Origin of the sequence: Paenibacillus sp. HGH0039, from assembly GCF_000411255.1 — a bacterium.
Lineage (GTDB): Bacteria > Bacillota > Bacilli > Paenibacillales > NBRC-103111 > Paenibacillus_F.
The window spans coordinates 426,663-447,507 of sequence record NZ_KE150412.1 but is presented as its reverse complement, the minus strand read 5'-3'; the positions used below and the strand labels follow the sequence as shown (position 1 = coordinate 447,507).

Here is a 20,845-nt window from a genome sequence, read left to right as displayed (position 1 = left end):
TAAGATACATAAGTTCGTTTGAAAGAATAGAGTCTGATTCGGAGGGACTGAGGATGTTAAAAGCGATAATTCTGGAAGACGAGCCCCTTGCCGCTTTGCAGATGAACCGCATGCTGGAAGCAATCCCGGGAATTGAAGTGGCGGGTTCCTACTCGGATGCGGACGAAGCGATAGCCAAGGCCGAAGGGCTGCAGCCGGATGTAGCGTTCATCGATATACATCTGCCCGGTAAATCCGGGATACAAGCGGCCGAGCTTCTGCAGGAGGTTTGCCCGGAATTGGACATCGTATTTGTTACGGCCTACGATAAATACGCCGTTCACGCGTTTGATTTGAACGCTGTCGACTATGTGATGAAGCCGCTGCGAAAGGAACGGCTCTTAAAAACCGTCCAGCGTTTGACGGATAAAACGCAGCTCTTCCGCCGCGCCCGTACGGACGATTCGTCCCGCTCCATGCGGATTCGTCTGCTGCAGACGATACAATTCGAACGCCTGAACGGTACCGTAGAGCGGCTGAAGTGGCGTACCGCCAAAGCGCAGGAGCTCTTCGCCTACTTGATTCATCACCGTGGACAGGCTATCCGTAAAAGCGACCTGCAGGAGATGTTCTGGCCGGATTTGGAGGCCAAGAAAGCGGCCGCACATCTGTATACGACGATCTATCATATCCGGCAGGCGTTAAAACATACGGGCACGGATATCGGAATCCGGAGTATGAACATAAAAGAGGGTTATATGCTGGATGCCGGAGACATCCGGATCGACTCGGAGGAATGGGAGCGGGATCTGAGCCGGCTGGAATCCGTTCATACCGGCAATGCGGCGGAGCATCGCAAGGTGCTGGATCTGTATCCCGGAGACTTTCTGGCGGATTGCGATTATCTCTGGGCGGAGAATGAGCGGCAGCGGCTGCGCATTTTGTGGATCGAACATGCGCGGAAGCTGGGAGAATTTTATGCCGGTCATGGCCAGGTTAATGAAGCGGTCATGATTTACAACCGGATGCAGGAGAAATACCCGCACTTCGAAGGCAGCTATTTCCCGCTGATGAAGCTGTATGCTTCTCTTAGGGACCGCAAGGCCGTAGAAGAACAATTCAACCGGCTGGGCGCGCTGCTCAAAGAAATGGATGTGCTTCCCGAGGGTTCCGTTCAAATGTGGATGGAAGAGTGGAGGGAAGGCGCAGCAAGTGTGCTTTGAACAGGAAGCTGTCCTTTTTTCGGCAAGCCGCTTATCAGGAAACCGGGCTGTTTATACAGGCCGGTTTTTTTGTGCCGCTCCCGTTGTTTAGATTTTGTCGAGATGGCCGCGCTACAATACAAAGTGTGCCTTTTTGCGGCATAAACGGATCGGGAGAAAGGAGTGAAACAGGAGAGATCAGACCCTGATGATGCCGGACGGCAAAAAAATCACCGTTGAAGTCTCTGTCCACTTTGTATGCACTTGTCCGAAGAGATGAGGAGCCGGACGTCTTCAGCGTCTCGGAGTCTTCTTCCTGCACGGCGCAGGTGAGCGATGCTCTTGCAAGTTAACTACAAACATAAGGTGATATTGACTTCAGCAAATAAATGAGGGAATGGAGGCGTGAAACGTTCATGCTGAAGCAAAAAATTAGCGCGGCCCTTGTTGCGCTGCTGGTCTTCGTCCAGGTTTTTAACGGATTCGGCCAGTGGAGCGCGGCGAATGCGGCCGGTATTACCGGATCTATTTTGGACAGCGTAACCTTGGCCGTGTACGACAAGGCCGGTAACGTCGTGACTGACAATGTTTACGAGCAGGGCTCCAAAGTGCAGGTGGATTATCATTGGTCTCTGCCTGACGGGCACGGTTACAAAGACGGGGATACGTTCCGTTTCGCCCTGCCTGCGGAGTTTCTTCTTTTCAACAACATAAGCGGACCTCTTCTCATTGAATCCGATGATGTGGGTTCGTTTACGGTCAACAAGGATACCCGTCAAGTAGTGATGACTTTCAACTCCTACATAGAGACACATGATGACGTACGCGGGATTTTAACGATCCAAACCCAGTTTGACAAACAGAAGATAACCGGCTCGACCCTTCAGAAAATTAAAATTCCGATTAAAGGCGGAGAGCAGGTCATTTCACTCCAGTTTAAACCTAACGTTGCCTCGACAATCGGAAAAAGCGGTGTTCCCCAGGGATACAATGCTAAACATATCGATTGGACCGTGGACGTTAACAAAGAATTAAAATCCGTCGAAAATGCGGTGATGACAGATCCGCTTCCGGCGGGACTTTCCGTTCCGGTTACAGCCGCGGTTTATAACCTGGACGTAAATCTGGACGGTACGGTCGTTCAGGGGGCGCTTGTCGATCCCGGCAAGTATACCTTGGACACATCGGGCGGAACGGTGAAGGTGAGTTTTGCCGATAGCCCTATTACGACGGCGTACCGCGTTCAGTTTACAACGCCCGTAACGGACGGCTCGCCGGCGACATTCAACAACACGGCCACGTTTAAGGGCAGCAACCAGAGCGCGGTCAGCGCGAGCGCGACCGTAACCGTACAGCGCGGAAGCGCGCTCAGCAAGAGCTCCGTAAGCTACGACGCGGCCACGCAAACCATCGACTGGGCCATCAAGTACAATTACAACGAAAGAGCGATATCCCAGACGAACGCCGTTCTGACCGATTTGTTCGACAATGCTCACGAACTGGTAGCGAACTCGGTCAAAGTATACCCGGTTACGCTGGATAACGCCGGTAACGAAACGGTCGGCGGCGAAATTCCGGCCGGCGATTATACGGTGACATCCGCATCCGCTGCCGGTAAGAACGGGTTTAAGCTGCAGTTCAATCAGCCGGTTAGCACCGCTTACAAAGTGACCTATCAGACCAAGACGGCCGACCGCGTGATCGCCGACGGAACCATTGCCAACAAAGTGACGTCGGGAAGCGGAGACAGTGCGACGGGAAGCCGTACGATCAAACAGGTTGTGCTGGTTAAGAGCATGGATGCCGCTAACTATCAGGACAAAACGGCTTCTTGGACATTAACGGTAAACGGCGATAAACAGCCCATGAGCGAAGTCGTCATTACGGATGCGTTCCCGAATAAGGGAATGAAGATCGTACCGGGCACGTTTAAAGTCAATCAGGGAAGCACGGTTTTGAACAGCCCTGCCGACTATACGCTGGACGGTACGGTAACGGAAGATTCCGGATTCAAGCTGACCTTCGCGGGTCCTCTCTCGGAGACCGTCACGATCAGCTATAAAACGGAGTACAATTTCGATTGGATTACGCCTCCGGGCAGCACGAAGAACTTTGTGAACAAGGCGGACATCACATGGAAAGACAGCACATCCGCAGCGCAAACAAAGTCCGTATCGGCTACTTTCACCCCGCGCAGCGAGGCTAAAAACAACGGATTCAAAAACGGTTCGTACAATGCTTCGACGAAACAGCTAAGCTGGACAATCGGCGTCAACTACAACGGAAAGCCTCTCACAAGCCCGAGCGTCGAAGACCTTCTCGAATCGAAACAAACTCTGGTCCCGGGCTCGCTTGCTCTGTATACGATGAATATTGCAGCGAACGGAAACCCTTCCCTGGGTACAATCATCGACAGCTCCGAGTACAGTTATTCGGTTGACAGTGCGAATAAGCTGGTGGTGACGCTTCTTAAGCCATCCTCCACTCCGTTCTATATTGTTTATAAAACGAGTTTGGACGGGGAGCTTATCGACAGCACGGTTAACAACACGGCGGAATTGTTCGACGCTGCCGCTCCCGTATCGGAGAAATTGACCGCCAAGGTGACGATTCCGAAAGGCGGCGAGTACGTCAACAAAACCGGTTCCCAAAGCGGAGACAAAATCAACTGGACCATTCATATCAACCGGGGACAATCTACGGTAGCGGATGCCAAAATCGTGGATACGCCGACAGAGAACCAACTGCTCATGCCGGAATCGTTCCGATTGTACACGACGACTGTATCCGCTAACGGAGACGTTGTCAAAAGTACCGAGGCTGCCAAAGGGAATGATTACAAGCTTGTGATATTGACGGACGACGATGGCAAGCAGACGTTCGAGCTAAGCTTCCTGCATGAAATTACAGCGCCTTACGTTCTGGACTATCAGTCTTTAATCGTTGCGAACGATCAGGACACGGTTTCCAACAAAGTCAGCTTTAGCGGAAATAACGTAAGCGTGGTATCGAAAGAAACCACCGACAGCATCATCGTTGGAGTATCCAGCGGTTCCGGTACAGGCAGCGGGATCAGAGGTTCGCTTACCGTCAAAAAAACGGATGCGGCGGACTCTTCGCACTTGCTTCAAGGTGCCGTGTTCGAACTGTACCGCAAATCCGGAAGCTCGCGTTCCCTGATTGGTAGCGGAACAACGGATTCGACAGGCACATTGATCTTTAAAAAGCTGCTGGCCGGTGATTATATCATCAAAGAGAAAGCGGCGCCGTCCGGTTATGTGCTTGACAATACCGACCGTCCCGTTACGATTAATTCCACAGCCGGCTTCACGCTGAACGTGACAAACGCCAAGGTGTCCGTACCGACACCGACACCGACACCGCCGGTGACACCGACACCGACACCGACACCGACACCGACACCTACACCGCCGGTGACACCGACACCGACACCGCCGGTGACACCAACACCGACACCACCGGTGACACCAACACCGACACCGTCGGTAACGCCAACACCGACACCGTCGTCGTCACCGTCCGATAATTCGTCGTCGGAGACACCAACACCGACGCCGACACCATCGGTGACGCCAACGCCGACACCGTCGATAACGCCGACGCCGACACCATCGGTGACGCCAACGCCGACACCGTCGGTGACGTCAACACCGACACCGTCGGTGACGCCAACACCGACACCGCCGGAGACACCGGCACCGACACCGTCGGAGAAGCCAACTCCGGCGCCAACGTCCTCTCCGGCCGCAGGTAAAGTCACAACGGACAAAGATACGCCTACCGGAGGAAAAGTCGATGTACCGGAAGGGCAGAAGCCGTTGATCGACAAGCAGCCGGAACACGGCAAAGTGACGATTGACGAGAACGGCCGTTGGACGTATACCCCCGATCCGGGCTATACAGGCAAGGACCGCTTTACCGTAGCAGCCAAGGACAGCCAAGGCAACGAAACGATCCTTGCGCTTCTGGATGTCACGGTGCAGACAAAGCCGGTTCCCGGTCAAGGAAACCTGCCGGCTGCCGTACTTCCTCAAACCGGTGAAACCGGCCGCTGGAGTGTACAAGCCGCAGGTATCGCTTTAATTGTGCTCGGACTGCTTTGGAGAAGAAAATTAGCCCTAAAAAAATAAAAGGCGGCTATTGAAGGATGGACACCCTTTAAGTAGACTTTGTTTAGAGACTAAACGGGTTTGCTTAAAGGGTTTTTCTACGGGGGAAAGAAGCGGGACTAAAATTGAAATCAAAGCGGGGCGTTCAGATGACAAAACGGATATTCCCCCTGTTGTGCGTGATCCTGGGCATCGCTGTTTTTCTGTATCCGACTCTGCAGGACCGATACGAAAATATACAGCAGAGCAGGCTGCTGGAGCAGTGGCAGACCAATTTGAGGATTATCGACCAATCGGAGCCGGAGAACGAAACAGACGCTTCTTCTGCCGGACAAGCTCCGAGCGCAGCGGAAGACCCGATTTCACTTGCGAAGGACGGTAAACACGTGGAGGGGGTCCTGGTGATCGACAAAATCCAGTTGAAGCTCCCCGTTCTGACAGACGCCACTACAGAAAACATGAAGATTTCTCTCGCAAGCATCTCCAATACGGGGAAACCGGGGCAAATCGGAAACTATGCCATTGCCGGTCACCGAAACTTCGCTTACGGAAAAAACTTTAACCGGCTGGATGAAATGGCCGTCGGGGATACGATCGAAGTGGACACGTCCTCCGATAAGTATATTTACCAAGTCAAAGAGAAGCGGTACGTACTGCCGCATCAGGTGGAGGTACTTCAAGGCAACGGCAAGGATAGTGAAATTACTCTCATCACTTGCCACCCGATGAAAAATCCGACCCACCGGATTATCGTCAAGGGGACGCTGATCAAATCCGCGGCCGTGTAGACTCCTTTACGCACAAGGGGCGGGATACCGCGGTATTCATCCCAAATAAACGCTTACGGGGTTGTTTTGCCGCCCGGCTCTACCGGTTGGATCGGAACCCCGAATTTTACCGGAAAAAAGGCACTGAACCGGGCGGCTTACTCAACTTTGCCCGCCGGTTTTGCCGAAACAGATCGGTCCCGATCAGTTGAAATGAGTAAGGAGATCCGCGCTTTACCGGATCCGGGCACAAAAAGAACCCGTCAGCCTCTACGCTGACGGGTTTCTTTTATTTTTTCAGCAATAAATAGATGAAGTAAGGAGCGCCGATCAAGGCGACCATAATCCCCGCCGCGATGCCGTCGGGCTCGATAATATTGCGGCCGATCGTATCGGCAACGAGAAGCATCCAGCCGCCGAGCAGGATGGCGAGCGGGATAAACATCTGATTTCTCGGGCCTACGAGCGATTTCGCGATATGCGGCGCCATAAGACCGATAAAGGAGATCCCGCCTGTTACGGAAACGACGGAGGCCGCCAGTGCGATGGCAGCAAGCAGCAAGACGGCCCGCTCCTTTTCGACCGCGACGCCGACGCCGACCGCGACGCTTTCGCTCATGCCGAGCAGGTTCAGGCGGTTGGCTTTGTACAGGACGAACGGGATGAGGAGGACCAGCCAAGGGAGAATGGCGCCGATAAACGGCCAATCCGCTCCCCAGATGCTTCCGGCCAGCCATTTCGCGATAAAATCGACCTTGACCCGTTCCGCGGACGAGATGATCACAATCATGACGCCGGACAGCGCCATGGAGAATCCTACGCCGATCAGCACGAGCCTTACGGGCTGTAGGCCGGTTTTTCGGCTGTACGACAACAGGTAGATCAGGCAGGCGGTAATCAGGGCACCCAGGAAAGCGACGACAGGCAGCAGATAGACGAAAGATCCGGGATCGATCGGAACGAATAAAAAGAAAACGGCAATGGCGACGCCGGCGCCGGAATTAATCCCGATAATACCCGGATCGGCCAGGTCGTTGCGGGTAATGCCCTGGAGAACCGCTCCGGACAGGGCAAGTCCCATTCCCGCCAGAAGGGTGATGATAATCCGCGGCAGCCGTATGGAGAACAAGACAAAATTTTCTTTGAAAGAGCCTTGCCCAAGCAGGGTGGGAAGCAGCCGGTCGTACGACAGGGAAGAATACCCGAGGCCCATGCCGGCCAGGATGGTTAACGCAATAAGCACGATAGCGCCCGCGACCAGAAGCCGCTGTTTTCTGATTAGAGAAGGATGGATCATGACAGGGCTCTCCCTCCTTTGCGTTCAATGAGCAGGAAGAAAGGCAGACCCAGCATAGCTACGATCGTGGCCGCAGGCGTTTCGTAAGGGGCATGGATGGTCCGCGCGAGCGTGTCGGCGAAGAGCATAAAAGACGCGCCGCATACGGCCGACATGGGTAAGATGAACCGGTAATCGGTTCCGACGACGGCACGGACGATATGGGGGACCAGGAGGCCGATAAACGCCATATTTCCGACGAGAGCGACGGAGGCGCCGGCGAGCAGGACAACCACCACAAAAAGAACCGCTTTCACCCGAAGCGTCTTCTGGCCCAGCCCTACAGCGACCTCTTCGCTCAAGCTGAGGATGGTGAGCTGCTTCGAGAGAACGAGTGCGATAAGTATCCCTGTCGCGATAAAAGGGGCGATGGCCTGAAGCTGGCCCCAGGTCGTACCGACCAGGCCGCCTGCGGTCCACATGGACACATCTTTCGAGATTTTGAAAACAAGCCCGATGCCTTCGGAAACGGCGTACAGGAAAGCGGACACGGAGGCGCCCGCCAGTACGATTCTGAGCGGAGAGAATCCGCCTTTTTTGAGCGTCCCGATGCCGAAAACGAGTCCGGCCCCGATGACGGCTCCGACGAAGCAAGCCACCATGATGCCGAAGTAGCCAACCGCCGGGACGAACGCGATCGTGAAGGCGAGCGCGGCGTTCGCGCCGGCGGTTAAGCCGAGCAGGCCGGGATCGGCCAGCGGGTTGCGGGTCATGCCCTGCATGACGGCTCCGGATACGGCCAGCGCCGCTCCGACGAAAATGGCGGCAACCTCGCGGGGGAGCCGAATTTCCCGGAGCAGGGTGATCTGCCCGTTCGCCAAGGAAGAGGTGAGAGCAAGCCAGACATCCTTTACGGTGACATCGGCCGCGCCGAAAAGCATAGCCGCCATAAACAGGCCGGCAAATACGAGGATACCTGCTGCAAGCTTGAATGAAAAAGGTAGGATACGCGGGTTTTGTTTGTTCATCCGTCTCATCTTTTCTGTACTGGAATGGAAGAAGGAATTCTTTCGAGAAAGAATCCCTTCAGGGTGGCGCTGCTTATTTGCCGAGATTCTTGATAAAGAAATCGAGCTGATAATCGAGGGTAAGCGGATCATTGAAGTAAAACTCTTTGGCGTTTGCTTCGAACACATGGCCGTTTTTAACCGCCGGGATGTTTTTGTACGTTTCCGTCTGCTGGAACGAATGATCGGCATCCGGATTTTTACTGAAGATGACATAATCGCCGGCATACTGCGGCAGTACTTCGGCCGACAAAGCGTAGTAGCCGTCTTTGAGCGCCATTTCTTTCACTTTATCGGGCATTTTCAGCTTCATTTCCTGATAGAGGATTTCCGTGCCGCGTCCCCAGTTATCGCCGAAGACGTACAGCTGTTTGTCGAAGCTTTCAATGACGGAGATCGTTTTATCCGCTCCGATTTTGGCTTTAATCTCGTCCCCGGCCTTTGCCGCCCGTTTTTTAAAATCGTCGACCCAAGCTTTGGCTTCTTTTTCTTTATTGAGCAGTTTGCCGATCTCCAGATGCTGCGTGAGATAATCGACTTTTCCGTATGTAAAGGTAACGGTAGGGGCGATCTGCTTGAGCTTGTCGGCGTTTTTGATATTGGAGAGGCCGATGATCAGATCCGGCTTGAGCTCGATGATTTTCTCCAGACTTTCGTCGGAAACTTCTTGAACGTCCTTTAATTTGTCGAAACGGGGATTCTTTTTGGACCAGGAATCCACGCCCGCCAGGTTTACGTTGAGGGCCATCACGTTACCGGTGAAGGACGAAAGCACGATCACACGCTGGGGGTTTGCGGGAACTTCAACCGGACCGCTTTCGGACTGGTAGGTGATGGTCGCAGGTTGTTTGTTGTCCGAAGCGCCTCCTTTATCGGCGGTGGTTTCCCGCTTGGCGCCGCAGGCGGATAGAGCGAGAACCAGAACGAGCAGAATGGGTAGCAGAAGTTTTTTCATGATGTCAATCTCCCTTTATTAAATTATAGGTGCAGCACATCGGCTTGTTCGTACGCGGATCGCGGCCGATCTCCGCGTCGATCTGAAACACTTGCTTCAGAACTTCATGGCTTATTACTTCTTCGCAATTCCCGGCCTTTACGACTTCGCCGTCTTTAAGGGCGATGATATAGTCGGCGAACCGGGCGGCTTGGTTGAGGTCGTGAAGGACCATGACAATGGTGCGTCCCTGTTCCAGGTTCAGCTTTTGCAGAAGCTCAAGAACTTCCAGCTGATGCGCCATATCGAGGTACGTGGTGGGCTCGTCAAGGAAAATAATGTCCGTCTCCTGAGCCAGCGCCATGGCGATCCAGACGCGCTGCCGCTGTCCTCCCGACAAGGCGTCCACGGGGCGGTACTTGAACTCGTTGGTGCCCGTGACCTCCAGCGCCCAATCGATGACCTCGTAGTCCTTCTTCGATAACCGGCCGAAGCCCGTCTGATACGGAAACCGGCCGTAGGATACGAGTTCGCCGACCGTAAGCCCGTTTGCGCTTTCCGGAGACTGGGGGAGGATGGCCATTTTTCGGGCCAAAACTTTAGTGTTTTCCTTGGAAATCAGTTCGCCGTCCAGAAGGATAGAGCCCGACTGATGGGAAATAATCCGGGTCGCGGCTTTCAGCAGCGTCGATTTGCCGCAGCCGTTGGCGCCGATAATCGTCGTGATTTTTTTGTCGGGAAACGATACGCTTAAATTTTTAACGATTAAACGTTCCCCATACCCAATATTCAGTTCATCTGTATATAGGCGAACCATGATGCAACCCCCAGTAGCTGTGTAAAAATAAATACCGTTTATTGATAATGATTATCATCGTCAGCACATAACATACTTTAAAGGGGGGGCAAACATTTGTCAACCCGCATTTTGACTTGTAAAATTCAAGAAAAGGTCGTATATTTTATTGAGAATGATAATCAATCACAACTTTAAGGCAAGGAGTGAGGGAACATGAAGGAGAAAGAACTATTCGATGTAACCGTCATTGGAGGGGGGCCGGCGGGTCTCTACTCCGCTTTCTATAGTGGGTTAAGGGAACTCAAAACGAAGATCATCGAGTTTCAGCCGCATTTGGGCGGGAAAATTCATGTGTACCCGGAGAAGATGATCTGGGACGTCGGGGGACATACGCCTCTTACCGGGGCCCAGCTCATTGAAAAGCTGGTGGAACAGGGATTGACGTTCCGTCCCGAAGTGGTGCTGAATGAGAAGGTGGAGTCGATTAACCGCGACGACGAAGGAAACTTTGTTTTACATACCGCATCCGGGGAAACGCATTATTCCAAAACGGTGATCGTGGCTGTCGGCGGAGGAATCTTGAAGCCGCAAAGGCTGCAAATCGAGGGAGCGGAGCGGTATGAGGTTTCGAACTTGAACTACACGGTGAAATCGCTGCAGCGCTTCAAGGACAAGACGGTGATCATTTCCGGGGGCGGAAATTCGGCGGTCGACTGGGCGAACGAGCTGGAATCCGTAGCGAAGCAGGTGTATCTGACCCACCGCAAAGATGCGTTAACCGGGCATGAAGCGCAGGTTAAGCAGCTGATGGAAGGCTCCGCCGTCTGCTTCCTGAATTCGTCGATCACGAGGCTGATCGCCGCTTCCAGCCACGACATTATCGAGTATGTCGAACTGACGAATCACCTGACGGGTGAGCTTACACATGTGCCGGTCGATGAAGTGATCATCAATCACGGCTACGAACGGGACAGCACTTTGCTCAAAAGCAGCGGGCTGGATATTGAGCTTGCGGACGATTTCTACATTGCGGGCAATGCTTCGAGCGTCTCGACCGTGGAAGGGCTTTATGCGGCCGGGGATATTTTGAAGCATGACGGCAAGCTGCATTTAATCGCAGGCGCTTTCCAGGACGCGGCGAATGCGGTCAATCAGGCGAAGCAGTATATCCAGCCCGGCTCGGATAAAACCGGCATGGTTTCCTCCCACAACGAAATCTTCAAGAAGCGGAACCGCGAGCTTGTGAAGCAGATGATGGGGTAGGAGCGATACGTTCCGGAACGGGATGCCAGACCAAAAAAGGTTCGTGTACCGCCTTGTTCTCAAGGCAGGTTCAGGAACCTTTTTATTCGTGCGGGGACAGGTTTCGCCGGACGGGCGGTTCGGGCGGTTCTATGGGAAGAGGGGAAGCTCAGACACGCCGGCATGCTTTTGCACACAGGAGCGAACCGAGACTTCCCCGAGACGAATCTTCCACGCTTTTAAACGGGCGGCCGGGTAATTCTCGACATTCCGTAAAAGTCCGGATACATAAGCTTAAACCCGAACGATTGGTACAACCGGATTCCCGGCGTATCCGAGATGACAATCACCTGGGAACCTTCGGACGTATTTTCTTCCAGGTAACGGACAATTTCCTTCATAAGCGTATCTTCGATACCTGTTCCTTGATCCCGGCAAGAAGGATGCACCAGGACATCCACCACTTGAAAATAGCAGGCTCCATCCCCGACGATTCTTCCCATTCCCAAGAGCCGGGAATTCTCGTCACGCACAACAACCGTGAAAATGGAGCCGTTCAAACCGGCCTCGGCTAAGGTTTCTTCCAAGGGAGCTAACCCTGCGAGTCTCCTCAACTCGGCGTACTCCACAGGGCCGGGCCGCTCATAACTAACGTTCATATCCACCTCTCCTTTCTTCCTATATCCTCACTATACAACATGGATGCAAGTGATAAGGAAGCGGCGATATCGTGGGGATTTTAGGGAGCCAAAGTACATAAAGATTATCTTAGCACTTTAATCTTTTAGTTTAGAAATTCCGGTTTCCTCCCGTAAAATCAAAAAAGAACCGCGTAAAGCGGTTCTTTTTAGACAGGTAAGCGGTGTATGAGCCGCTTCGGACACGGATGGCGCTGTCGTCCGATCATAAAGCCGTCGTTTTATTTGCCGGCTTTTAACGTGGTGCCCAGCGGATTGCTCGAATTGATCACATAATCCCCTTGGCCGCCGAGCGGGAAGTCCGGAGAAATATTGCTCGGGAAAGCTGTGTAGCTGCCTCCGGATTGCGATTGCACGAGCACGTTGCTGAAAGAAGCGTTGGTGTAGCTGTTTTTGTCCTGGTTATCCTGCGTGGAATGAACCATTTTTACGGTTGTTGCCGCTTTAAGCTTACCCGCATTCGCGACCGGAAGGTTTGTGTAGGCCGCAACGCCGTTTACGTAAAGAGTGGCCGTGTCGTTTAAGTTATTGACCAGCTTCAGGGAGATTGTATCCCCGGGGTTGGGCTGGACAGTCAGCGGCGCCGTTTTGTTCGAGGCACTTCCTTCGCCGCCGCCGCAGTTCAGGAATTTGTTCCAGCCCGTGGAAGGCTTAAATGAAATGCCGCCTTCGCATACGACATCCAGCCCGAGGTAGAACGCGATGTAACTGCCGTCATTCGAGACATTCCAAGTACTCGGGATCGTCAGCGTCCCCTGGATCGCCGTATGCTTGGTGGTCGTGATCAGACGCGCGGCGCCTTGTCCGGTGACGGCAAAAGCAGACGAGGCAAAGAACAGGAACGTAAAGAGGGAGAGCAGTGAAATACCGATTTTTTTCATCAAATGACCTTCTTTCGTTATTTTTTTTGGAGCGTTAGTTGTAATCGGCCAAGCGCTTACTCTATTACAACTTAATACTAATACACCCATATACTAGTATCTTTTTGAGGATTCCAATAGATGATTCTAATTACTATATCTGGTAGATTGATGACTGGATGGTATAATCCTTTATTAAATTTCTTTGAAAAGAAGATATTGTTCGAAAATACTTAACCATTTTGTTTTTACATCTCCGGCTGATACACTAACAGAAGAACAGCCAGTCAGACGGCTGCCATCGAAATGATCTGAAATTGCGGAGTAACCAGGAGGAGATTATCATGCTGGCGATTCTTGAGAAAGCCCCGGACGGATACGTCGCACGTTTTGACCGTTGTTTCAGGCATTCCGCTGAGGCGGTTTGGTCCATGCTCACGGAGAATGACAAGCTGGCTCTGTGGTTTTCCGAGCTGGAAGTCGGGGAACTGCGTGAAGGCGGATTTATCCGATTCAACATGCCGGACGGCAGCTTCGAAAAACTGGACATCCTGGAGCTGCACCCTCCTTCCATACTCGAATATACGTGGGGAGAGGACCGGGTCCGCTTTGAACTGTATCCTGAATCGGAAGGATGCCGATTGGTAATGACCGAGAAGCTGCAAGCCATAACCGCGCATACTCCGAAAGACCTCGCAGGCTGGCACGTATGCCTGGAGGTGGTCCGGCTCCTGCTGGACGGAGAGAAAATGCCCTCCCAGAAGAAGGAATGGGAAGCGTGGTACGAGAAATACACCCGTCACGTGGATAACGTTTCTAGCCGAAGAGGGCAGGCAGGGGGACTGAGACAATATAGGAGGGAATGCGGAACGGACCGGTAAGGACGGTATTAGAAGCACAGCAAAAAAAGCGGGAGTTCGGAGGTAAGTTCCGGACTTCCGCTTTGAAAAGTAGTCATAGCTGTAATCTTCCATCGTAGCCAATCGGATAAACCGGCCCGCCGGAATAGTCCGGAAGATGAGTATATTCCTGATATTCGGGACTGGGTGTAAATGCAGCAAATCCTTCCCGATGTTTTCTTCTCATTCTGACATACAAACGGATGTATCGGTCCATCGTTATTTTTTCATGTCTTCTTTTAAAAGGATTCCACACTTTAATATAGGTGCTCCAATAGGCATCTCCAGCCGAAACTTCAAATTCTCCCGCTCCGAATATTTTCCCTTTATTGCTCAAGGCTTGTTTAACTGCGTCGGCCCCGACTTTTTTAACAAGATCCTCTAAACGCTGACCAAGATAAGCCTGGGCGCAGCCTAAATACACGCAAGCGGCTAATACAGCAAAATCTCCGGGACCATAGGATTCGGACCAAATTACAATGTCCCATCCTGTTTCAACGCTGTTCTTCATATCCTGAAAAGTACTAGGCATTTTGACCTCCCAAAATGGAATAGTAAACCTTATATGGATATATGTGTTTAACGGCTTTTCTAATTCCTAATGCACAAATAAAACAAACCAAACCAAAAACCCGGCAGCAGATCGTTGAGATCCGCTGCCGGGCTTTTTTTCGGTGAAACCGCTACTTGGACGAGACCGACTTATACCAGTCGTTGACTTCTTTCGTAATTTGCTCGCCGCCGTTTGCTTTCCAGTTGGCGACAAATTCGTCAAAAGCCGTGATGGGCAGTTTGCCGTAAATAATTTTGTTGAACGTTTCCATTTCCGATTGACGGAGAAGATTCCACTTGGACACCATCGTCGGCGTAGCCGCACCTGTAAAATAGTTCTGCTTGCGGATGTCCCGCTGGGACATGACGACTTTGGCCGCCGCCCAGTTTTCCGGTTTGCGGAATTCGGCCATCTGCTTCTCGTAAGGGGTCTCCGGTGTTTTACCGTCGGCGAGCTTCACGAGCGTTTTCATATACAGATCGGGAATTCGGGCAGGACCGGTCAAGAACGGGAACTCATTCGAGAAATCTTTGATTTTCTCTTTGTCGCTGGTCGGTTTCCCGTCGATGAGATCCCAGTCATAGCCTTTTGCAAAGCCGTATTCATAGTTGCTTCCGGCTGCCGGATTAGCTAAGTTGTCGAGCAGATAGTTGTAATACAGGAAGATCGCTTCCGGATGTTTGGCGTCTTTGTTGATCATGATACTGGCGTTAACGCCGGAATTTTGCCATTTCGTCCCGATTTGGCCGTTAGGTCCGGCAGGGATCGGATAGGCTTTATATTTCGCGCCCTTTACGTTTTTGAGCAGATCCGGTGCGGGCCAGTCCGGTACCCAGTTGGCTCCGGGCAGAATGCCTGCGGTACCCTTGGTCCAGCTTTCCGCCGATTTGGCTTCGTCCCATAAAGCGGAATCCGTATGGATGTAGCCTTTGTCCATCCATTCTTTCAGCTTGGCGAGGGCTTCTTTGGCGCCGGGGTTGGTGGAGCCGTATTCCAGGCTGCCGGAAGAGTCCTTGTTCCACTGCTCCTGGATCGTCCCGTAAGCGCCGAACAGCCAGTCAAGCGAACCCATCCAGGTGTTCGTATTGTTTTTCAGCGATATCGCAAGCGGAAAAACGTCTTTCGGAGCGAGACCGTCCGGGTTTTGGTTTTTGAATTTGTCCATGATATTTTCCAGATCGGCAATCGTCTTAGGCGCCTGAAGGTTCAGCTTTTCCATCCAGTCTTCGCGCAGCCACAGCAGCGTGTCGTCATTGTCGGTATACTCGAGAATCGGCATGTTGTATTTCTTGCCGTCTCTCGTGAACGGGTACCACAATTCCGGATGCGCTGAGGAATGATCTTTTAAAATTTTGTTGGCGTACTTGTCGAAAAGCTCGTCAATCGGCATGAACTGGCCGGAATCGATGAGCTGATTGGTCAGGACCGGATTGGTCGGCACGGATACGAAATCGGGCAGTTTTTCACCCGAAGCGATCGCAAGCTGCAGCTTTTGTTTATATTGGTCATCATTGGCCGGATACCAGGTATCCTTATGTTTAATGCCTAACGTTTCCAGCATCCAGCGGTCGTGGACGTTGTTCTCCTTGGTGTCGCCCTGAACGTACTTTTTGGGCATCAGCACCGAGCTGATTTCAATCGGCGGATCATATTTTCCTTTGGAGAAGGCGGCTTCGGCTCCGGAGGAAGCAGAACTGCCTTTCGATGTGTCATTGGATGCTCCGCCGCAGGCCGTAAGCGTGACAAGTCCCGCCGTGATGAGAACCGATCCCAATTTCCTGAACTTGACCATTCTTCATTTCCCCCTACTTGTGTGATCCTTACATGTGTTACTGTATCAACTTTCCGGGGAAAGCATCTATATGAGTTTGTTAGTATCGATAGGAATCTGTCATGGTAATAAAGCCCCGTCCCGGTATTCCTGGGGGGTAACCCCGAAATGGCGCTTGAACACTTTGATAAAATAGGCCGGGTCCATGTAGCCGATTTCCATGCTGATTTCATACACTTTCTTGCCGGTGGCCTTGAGCAGATGGCAGGCGCGTTCCATACGAAGCCGGGCTATATAATCGCTGATGCCTTCGCCCGTCTCGATCTTGTATATTTTGGACAAATGGGTCGGATGCAAATTGATATGGTCCGCCAAAGCCCGCAGGGAGACGTCTTCGTGCAAATGTTTGTCCGCATACTCCTGTATCTTCTTCACGTATTGGGAGCGGCTGTCCTTGACGCTGCTGGAGCTGACTTCTTTGAGCTTGTTAAGCACGCTCAGCGACCATTTTCCGAGTTTTTTGATGGTGACAAAAGCCTCTCCGCTTTGCAGCGCTCCCATATCTTCTGTCCCGAGCAGCTTCGTAAGCGTATAGCCGCTGCGGTGGGCGAGATTGCTGAAGGAAGAGGTGATGAGGAATCCGGCTTCCATACAGTGCTCCCAGGATTCCGGCCATTTCTCCTCCAGCTCCGTACAAACGGCCGCCAGCTTGGCTTCCGCCGCATCCCAGTGCCCCGCCTCAAGGAGATTAATGAGGGAGGGGGGAACGTACAGCGCGTTCAGCGGCCCCTGCGCCGGAGTGTGGTTGACTTCGTTGACGCGTACAACGAAATCCCGTTCGTCGCCGACGATTTCCCGGAAATAGGAGGAAGCCTGCCGGAAACGGTCGGGCAGCTGCTCCGGAAAGGCGAACCATTCCGTGATGACGATGGAGAGGGAGCCTTTCAGGAACTGCTTCACTTTGTGCTGGAGCTGCTGGGAAAGCTTCTCCAGGAGGGTTTCTTGTCCGGCGCCGCCAGCGGATTCTTTGAGCTGCAGGAGAAACACCAGATAGCCATGCTCCTCCTTGACGCCCCACACTTCCATGAATTCGCCCATGATCTCCTCGGCCATATTCATGATTGCATATTCGATCAAGGGCTGTCCGTTGTTCTTGTACCGGCCGAATTCTTCTTCGAGCCTGACGAGCATTAACGCGCTGTTCTCGAAATCGAACGGCAGCCCGTAGTCACTGAGCTTCCGGTGCCATTCGTCCGTGGACAGCCGGCGGCCTTGCAGGGCATCGAGCAGAAGCTGTCCGCGCAGAATAGGCAAATTCTCGCGCAGCGTATGCCGGGTGCGCTCCAGCGAGCTGATCAGCTCCCATTCCGCGTTGAGCTGATCCATCGCGGTTTTGACGGCGTCGAACAGCTCCTGGTCGGTCGGCGGCTTAAGCAGATAATCGACGGCGTTGTGCCGGAGCGCTTTTTTGGCGTATTCGAATTCCGAATGTCCGGACAGGATGATGCACTTCATCTTCTTGTCGCGGATTCTTATTCGTTCGATCAGCTCGATACCGGTCATTTCGGGCATCTGAACGTCCGAGATCATGATATCGATGGGATGGGTATCGATGATTTGCAGCGCCTCGAAGGCGGAGTAAGCCCGGTGCACCTGTTCGATTCCGAGTTCGTGCCACGGCTTGTGCAGCGACAGGTTGTCTACCCAGTGGGCTTCATCGTCAACGATGATCATTTGCATGTCTAAGGTCTCCTTGAGGTCTCGAATAGTCGGATGTATGTGCGGCAGGTGGCATCTCCCAGACGATTTCGGTCCGGAGTCCGCCAAGCGGCGATTTGACGAAAGCCAGATAAGACCGGCTGCCGAATTGGTGCATGATGCGCTGATTCGTGTTCCACAAGCCGCAGCCCATTTCTTCCTGCAGCGGCTCCCGCATTTTCCGGTTCAGCGCCGACTCCTGCTCGGCATTCAATCCCGGTCCGTCGTCATCGACATAGATTCTGCAGAAGCCGTCCGATATCTCGCCGGTGATCCGGATTTCGCCGGAGGTATAGGATTTGCCGACTCCGTGAATGACGGAGTTTTCCACAATCGGCTGGAGTATCAGGCGCGGAACGGACTGGCTGCGCATTTCTTCGGGAATGTCGATCCGGTAGTCGATCCGGCCGTTCCGGAGCTTCTGGATATCGAGATAGTTGACAAGCAGCTTGATCTCTTCTTCGAGAGAGGCCGTCTCCCGTTCCATCCTTGTGGTATAGCGGTAATAGGCGCTCAAATTATAAGCCATCGCGACGACGGCTTCCTCATCCTTCATCTGGGCCATGTTAATGATGTAGCCCAGGCAGTTATACAGGAAATGAGGATTAATTTGAGCCTGAAGCTGTTTGAGCGTCGCTTCCCGGGCACGAATTTTCTCGTTGAACACGTTCTCGATCAGGTCCTGGATCTGGCGGGACATATCGTTAAACCGGTAGAACAGGAACGAAAATTCGTTGTGGTCCCGGGTATGCAGACGGACGGAATAGTCTCCGCGCTGAACACGACGCAGTCCGTTGATCAGCTTGAGAATCGGCTTCTGGACGTTCCGGTACAGCAGAATCGAGGCCGAAATGCCGACAACGAACAGCAGGAACATCGAGAAGTAGAACAGATCCCGGCTGAACGAAATGGGTCCCAGGATCTGATCGAGCGGAACCACATCAACCAGATGCCAATCCAGGTAGGTCGATTTTACGGAGCTGACCAGATAATTTTTGCCGTCCAGCTTGATGACATACTGCGTCGTATTGTCGGGGGAGTGCTCGTCCAGGTAGCTTATCAATTGTTCCGACAGGCGCTTATCCGCACTGCGGTTCAAGATCGGCGTATCCCCTTTGTGGTAAAAAAACGGATCGCCTTGTCCGCCCGCTTTGTAGGTATCCAGCATATTCTGGATATTCTCATAGCTAAAGCTCGCTTCGATGACGAGACTGCTGCCCGTCAACATGCCGGGCTGGGCCAGAGAGTCATTATAGAACCAGTAAAAAGCGTCCAGCCCTCCCGGAGCTTTGCCGCTTCCGTCCCCGTAGGTCCATTTCCCGCTCCTGTTATTCTGTAAATAGTCCTCGTCGAAGGCCGGCGATTTGTAATTGGAGATGACGTCTTTGTTCTGCTGGGAGTAGACCGCGTACCGGGCCGGCCAAATGTCGGTCACCCGGGACTGGAGCGCCATTTTCTCCTGAATGACATACCGCGTCTGCATCCGGTCGTAGCGGTCTTCCCATATATTCAATCCGTTGAATTTACTGACATTCGGATCTTTCGCGAAGACCAGGCTGAAATCCATCATCTGACTGATGCGCGAATCGATCTGACCCGACAAAAACGTAAGCTGTTTGGTGCTGGACTTCTGCAGCTCTGTGCTGACGACATTGAAAGTCACGTCGTTTGAATACGTATACACAAGAATAATCGGGATAAAAAGAACGATGATCAGGGTGTTCATTTTGGCAAACAGACTGTATCTGTACCGCGCTTTTCCCCGGACTTTCGTAACTATTCCCGCTAATCCGAAACCCATTCCGATCTCCTCCAGACCCTGCCCCTAATAAATCCCTATGGAAGCCTAACATTGTACTATAGTCAGCTTTCCAAAATGCTTGCTACTATTTATAGCAGAGATTCATCGAACACACAAAATAATTTTTGGGGCGGGAGAGAGCGATGGAAGCTAACACGGTACAGCAGGTGAATGCCGGGAAAGCCCGGCGCACAGACAGACAAAAAGGCTACAAGCAGCCATGGATCCTGCATTTGATGGTCCTTCCGGCGGCCGTTCTCGTGTTTATATTTTCGTATATCCCCATGTCGGGGATTATCATGGCTTTCCAGGACTATAAACCGGCGTTGGGGATTTCGGGCTCTCCCTGGGTCGGATTGAAGCATTTCCGGTATATGTGGGAAAACGATTATTTTTTAAAAATTACGTGGAACACGTTGTTCTTCGCTTGTTCGAAAATGGTCATGAATCTGATCATTCCGTTTTTCTTTGCTTTGCTGCTTAACGAAGTGCGGAAAATGGCGCTGAAACGAACAATTCAAACGCTCGTCTATTTGCCGCACTTTCTGTCCTGGGTGACGCTTTCGGGAATTTTGATCGATATGCTCGCTCAGACCGGGCTAATCAACCAATTTCTTGTTGCCGTGTTCGGCATCAAGCCGATTTTCTTCCTGGGAGACGGCAGCTGGTTCCGGTTCACGATCATTTTCAGTGACGTCTGGAAGGAATTCGGTTTTAACACAATCATCTTCCTGGCGGCGCTCTCCGGCATTAACCCGTCGCTGTATGAAGCGGCGGAAGTAGACGGGGCCGGACGCTGGAAGCAGACGTTCTACATTACGATTCCCGCGCTCATCCCGATTACGATCGTGATTGCGACTCTGGCGCTCGGCAACGTGCTCAACGCGAACTTTGACCAGGTGTTCAACCTGTACAGCCCGCTCATTTACCAGCAGGGCGATATTATCGACACGTTCGTGTACAGGGAAGGTCTTCTCAGCGGGCAGTTCAGCTTTGCCACGGCCGTCAGTCTGTTCAAATCGTTTATCAGCCTGATCCTGATCGCGGTCTCGTACAGACTGGCCTACCGGTTTGCCGGGTACCGAATTTTCTAGAAGGGAAGTGAGCGC

The 20,845-nt window shown here is 52.5% G+C and carries 16 protein-coding genes; 6 read left to right on the top strand and 10 right to left on the bottom strand.

Features of this window, described 5'->3' with window-relative positions:
* Positions 1 to 53: 53 nt before the first annotated feature.
* From HMPREF1207_RS01665 to HMPREF1207_RS01655, 3 genes are all read left to right on the top strand, one after another.
* A complete protein-coding gene (locus HMPREF1207_RS01665) occupies positions 54 to 1,202 on the top strand; it encodes a response regulator (protein WP_009674238.1) in 1,149 nt (382 codons plus the stop codon).
* A 395-nt stretch (positions 1,203 to 1,597) separates the two neighbouring features.
* Positions 1,598 to 5,332, top strand: a complete 3,735-nt coding sequence (locus HMPREF1207_RS01660; RefSeq protein ID WP_009674259.1) for a collagen binding domain-containing protein — start codon at positions 1,598 to 1,600, stop codon at positions 5,330 to 5,332.
* A 128-nt stretch (positions 5,333 to 5,460) separates the two neighbouring features.
* Complete coding sequence (locus tag HMPREF1207_RS01655) at positions 5,461 to 6,099, top strand: class D sortase (RefSeq protein ID WP_009674251.1); 639 nt, start codon at positions 5,461 to 5,463, stop codon at positions 6,097 to 6,099.
* A gap of 268 nt (positions 6,100 to 6,367) precedes the next feature.
* Here HMPREF1207_RS01655 and HMPREF1207_RS01650 read toward each other — a convergent pair whose 3' ends face one another.
* From HMPREF1207_RS01650 to HMPREF1207_RS01635, 4 genes are all read right to left on the bottom strand, one after another.
* On the bottom strand, positions 6,368 to 7,375 hold the full coding sequence (locus tag HMPREF1207_RS01650) for a FecCD family ABC transporter permease (protein ID WP_009674253.1): 1,008 nt from the start codon (positions 7,373 to 7,375) through the stop codon (positions 6,368 to 6,370).
* Positions 7,372 to 8,382, bottom strand: coding sequence for a FecCD family ABC transporter permease (locus tag HMPREF1207_RS01645; RefSeq protein ID WP_009674268.1), 1,011 nt, complete (start codon positions 8,380 to 8,382; stop codon positions 7,372 to 7,374). Before HMPREF1207_RS01645 ends, HMPREF1207_RS01650 begins: the two co-directional genes overlap by 4 nt.
* 73 nt (positions 8,383 to 8,455) lie before the next feature.
* The gene (locus tag HMPREF1207_RS01640) at positions 8,456 to 9,376 is read right to left on the bottom strand and encodes an iron-hydroxamate ABC transporter substrate-binding protein (RefSeq protein ID WP_009674252.1); all 921 of its coding nucleotides are present in this window, start codon (positions 9,374 to 9,376) and stop codon (positions 8,456 to 8,458) included.
* A gap of 4 nt (positions 9,377 to 9,380) precedes the next feature.
* On the bottom strand, positions 9,381 to 10,172 hold the full coding sequence (locus HMPREF1207_RS01635) for an ABC transporter ATP-binding protein (RefSeq protein ID WP_009674244.1): 792 nt from the start codon (positions 10,170 to 10,172) through the stop codon (positions 9,381 to 9,383).
* 195 nt (positions 10,173 to 10,367) lie between these two features.
* On the opposite strand from HMPREF1207_RS01635, the gene HMPREF1207_RS01630 reads away from it, so the two are divergent.
* Positions 10,368 to 11,417, top strand: a complete 1,050-nt coding sequence (locus HMPREF1207_RS01630; protein ID WP_009674264.1) for an NAD(P)/FAD-dependent oxidoreductase — start codon at positions 10,368 to 10,370, stop codon at positions 11,415 to 11,417.
* Between the two features lie 218 nt (positions 11,418 to 11,635).
* Here HMPREF1207_RS01630 and HMPREF1207_RS01625 read toward each other — a convergent pair whose 3' ends face one another.
* The gene (locus HMPREF1207_RS01625) at positions 11,636 to 12,055 is read right to left on the bottom strand and encodes a GNAT family N-acetyltransferase (protein WP_016423401.1); all 420 of its coding nucleotides are present in this window, start codon (positions 12,053 to 12,055) and stop codon (positions 11,636 to 11,638) included.
* A 260-nt stretch (positions 12,056 to 12,315) separates the two neighbouring features.
* Complete coding sequence (locus HMPREF1207_RS01620; protein ID WP_009674250.1) at positions 12,316 to 12,975, bottom strand: hypothetical protein; 660 nt, start codon at positions 12,973 to 12,975, stop codon at positions 12,316 to 12,318.
* 323 nt (positions 12,976 to 13,298) lie between these two features.
* Here HMPREF1207_RS01620 and HMPREF1207_RS01615 point away from each other — a divergent pair, with 323 nt between their 5' ends.
* Positions 13,299 to 13,835, top strand: coding sequence for an SRPBCC family protein (locus HMPREF1207_RS01615; protein WP_009674248.1), 537 nt, complete (start codon positions 13,299 to 13,301; stop codon positions 13,833 to 13,835).
* A gap of 73 nt (positions 13,836 to 13,908) precedes the next feature.
* Here the strand turns inward: HMPREF1207_RS01615 and HMPREF1207_RS01610 are convergent, their stop codons facing one another.
* From HMPREF1207_RS01610 to HMPREF1207_RS01595, 4 genes are all read right to left on the bottom strand, one after another.
* Positions 13,909 to 14,385 (bottom strand): hypothetical protein, encoded by a 477-nt coding sequence (locus tag HMPREF1207_RS01610; protein ID WP_009674267.1) that lies wholly within the window; start codon positions 14,383 to 14,385, stop codon positions 13,909 to 13,911.
* A 151-nt stretch (positions 14,386 to 14,536) separates the two neighbouring features.
* Complete coding sequence (locus HMPREF1207_RS01605; protein WP_009674243.1) at positions 14,537 to 16,198, bottom strand: extracellular solute-binding protein; 1,662 nt, start codon at positions 16,196 to 16,198, stop codon at positions 14,537 to 14,539.
* 99 nt (positions 16,199 to 16,297) lie between these two features.
* Positions 16,298 to 17,917 (bottom strand): response regulator transcription factor, encoded by a 1,620-nt coding sequence (locus HMPREF1207_RS01600; RefSeq protein WP_009674239.1) that lies wholly within the window; start codon positions 17,915 to 17,917, stop codon positions 16,298 to 16,300.
* Positions 17,898 to 19,736, bottom strand: coding sequence for a sensor histidine kinase (locus HMPREF1207_RS01595; protein WP_009674272.1), 1,839 nt, complete (start codon positions 19,734 to 19,736; stop codon positions 17,898 to 17,900). Before HMPREF1207_RS01595 ends, HMPREF1207_RS01600 begins: the two co-directional genes overlap by 20 nt.
* 143 nt (positions 19,737 to 19,879) lie before the next feature.
* Between HMPREF1207_RS01595 and HMPREF1207_RS01590 the strand changes: the two genes are divergently transcribed.
* The gene (locus HMPREF1207_RS01590; RefSeq protein WP_009674273.1) at positions 19,880 to 20,830 is read left to right on the top strand and encodes an ABC transporter permease; all 951 of its coding nucleotides are present in this window, start codon (positions 19,880 to 19,882) and stop codon (positions 20,828 to 20,830) included.
* Positions 20,831 to 20,845: the final 15 nt, after the last annotated feature.

Coding starts and splice junctions, on each gene's coding strand:
- HMPREF1207_RS01665 (WP_009674238.1), top strand. CDS start 54: ATGTTAAAAGCGATAATTCTGGAAGACGAGCCCCTTGCCGCTTTGCAG.
- HMPREF1207_RS01660 (WP_009674259.1), top strand. CDS start 1,598: ATGCTGAAGCAAAAAATTAGCGCGGCCCTTGTTGCGCTGCTGGTCTTC.
- HMPREF1207_RS01655 (WP_009674251.1), top strand. CDS start 5,461: ATGACAAAACGGATATTCCCCCTGTTGTGCGTGATCCTGGGCATCGCT.
- HMPREF1207_RS01650 (WP_009674253.1), bottom strand. CDS start 7,375: ATGATCCATCCTTCTCTAATCAGAAAACAGCGGCTTCTGGTCGCGGGC.
- HMPREF1207_RS01645 (WP_009674268.1), bottom strand. CDS start 8,382: ATGAACAAACAAAACCCGCGTATCCTACCTTTTTCATTCAAGCTTGCA.
- HMPREF1207_RS01640 (WP_009674252.1), bottom strand. CDS start 9,376: ATGAAAAAACTTCTGCTACCCATTCTGCTCGTTCTGGTTCTCGCTCTA.
- HMPREF1207_RS01635 (WP_009674244.1), bottom strand. CDS start 10,172: ATGGTTCGCCTATATACAGATGAACTGAATATTGGGTATGGGGAACGT.
- HMPREF1207_RS01630 (WP_009674264.1), top strand. CDS start 10,368: ATGAAGGAGAAAGAACTATTCGATGTAACCGTCATTGGAGGGGGGCCG.
- HMPREF1207_RS01625 (WP_016423401.1), bottom strand. CDS start 12,055: ATGAACGTTAGTTATGAGCGGCCCGGCCCTGTGGAGTACGCCGAGTTG.
- HMPREF1207_RS01620 (WP_009674250.1), bottom strand. CDS start 12,975: ATGAAAAAAATCGGTATTTCACTGCTCTCCCTCTTTACGTTCCTGTTC.
- HMPREF1207_RS01615 (WP_009674248.1), top strand. CDS start 13,299: ATGCTGGCGATTCTTGAGAAAGCCCCGGACGGATACGTCGCACGTTTT.
- HMPREF1207_RS01610 (WP_009674267.1), bottom strand. CDS start 14,385: ATGCCTAGTACTTTTCAGGATATGAAGAACAGCGTTGAAACAGGATGG.
- HMPREF1207_RS01605 (WP_009674243.1), bottom strand. CDS start 16,198: ATGGTCAAGTTCAGGAAATTGGGATCGGTTCTCATCACGGCGGGACTT.
- HMPREF1207_RS01600 (WP_009674239.1), bottom strand. CDS start 17,917: ATGCAAATGATCATCGTTGACGATGAAGCCCACTGGGTAGACAACCTG.
- HMPREF1207_RS01595 (WP_009674272.1), bottom strand. CDS start 19,736: ATGGGTTTCGGATTAGCGGGAATAGTTACGAAAGTCCGGGGAAAAGCG.
- HMPREF1207_RS01590 (WP_009674273.1), top strand. CDS start 19,880: ATGGAAGCTAACACGGTACAGCAGGTGAATGCCGGGAAAGCCCGGCGC.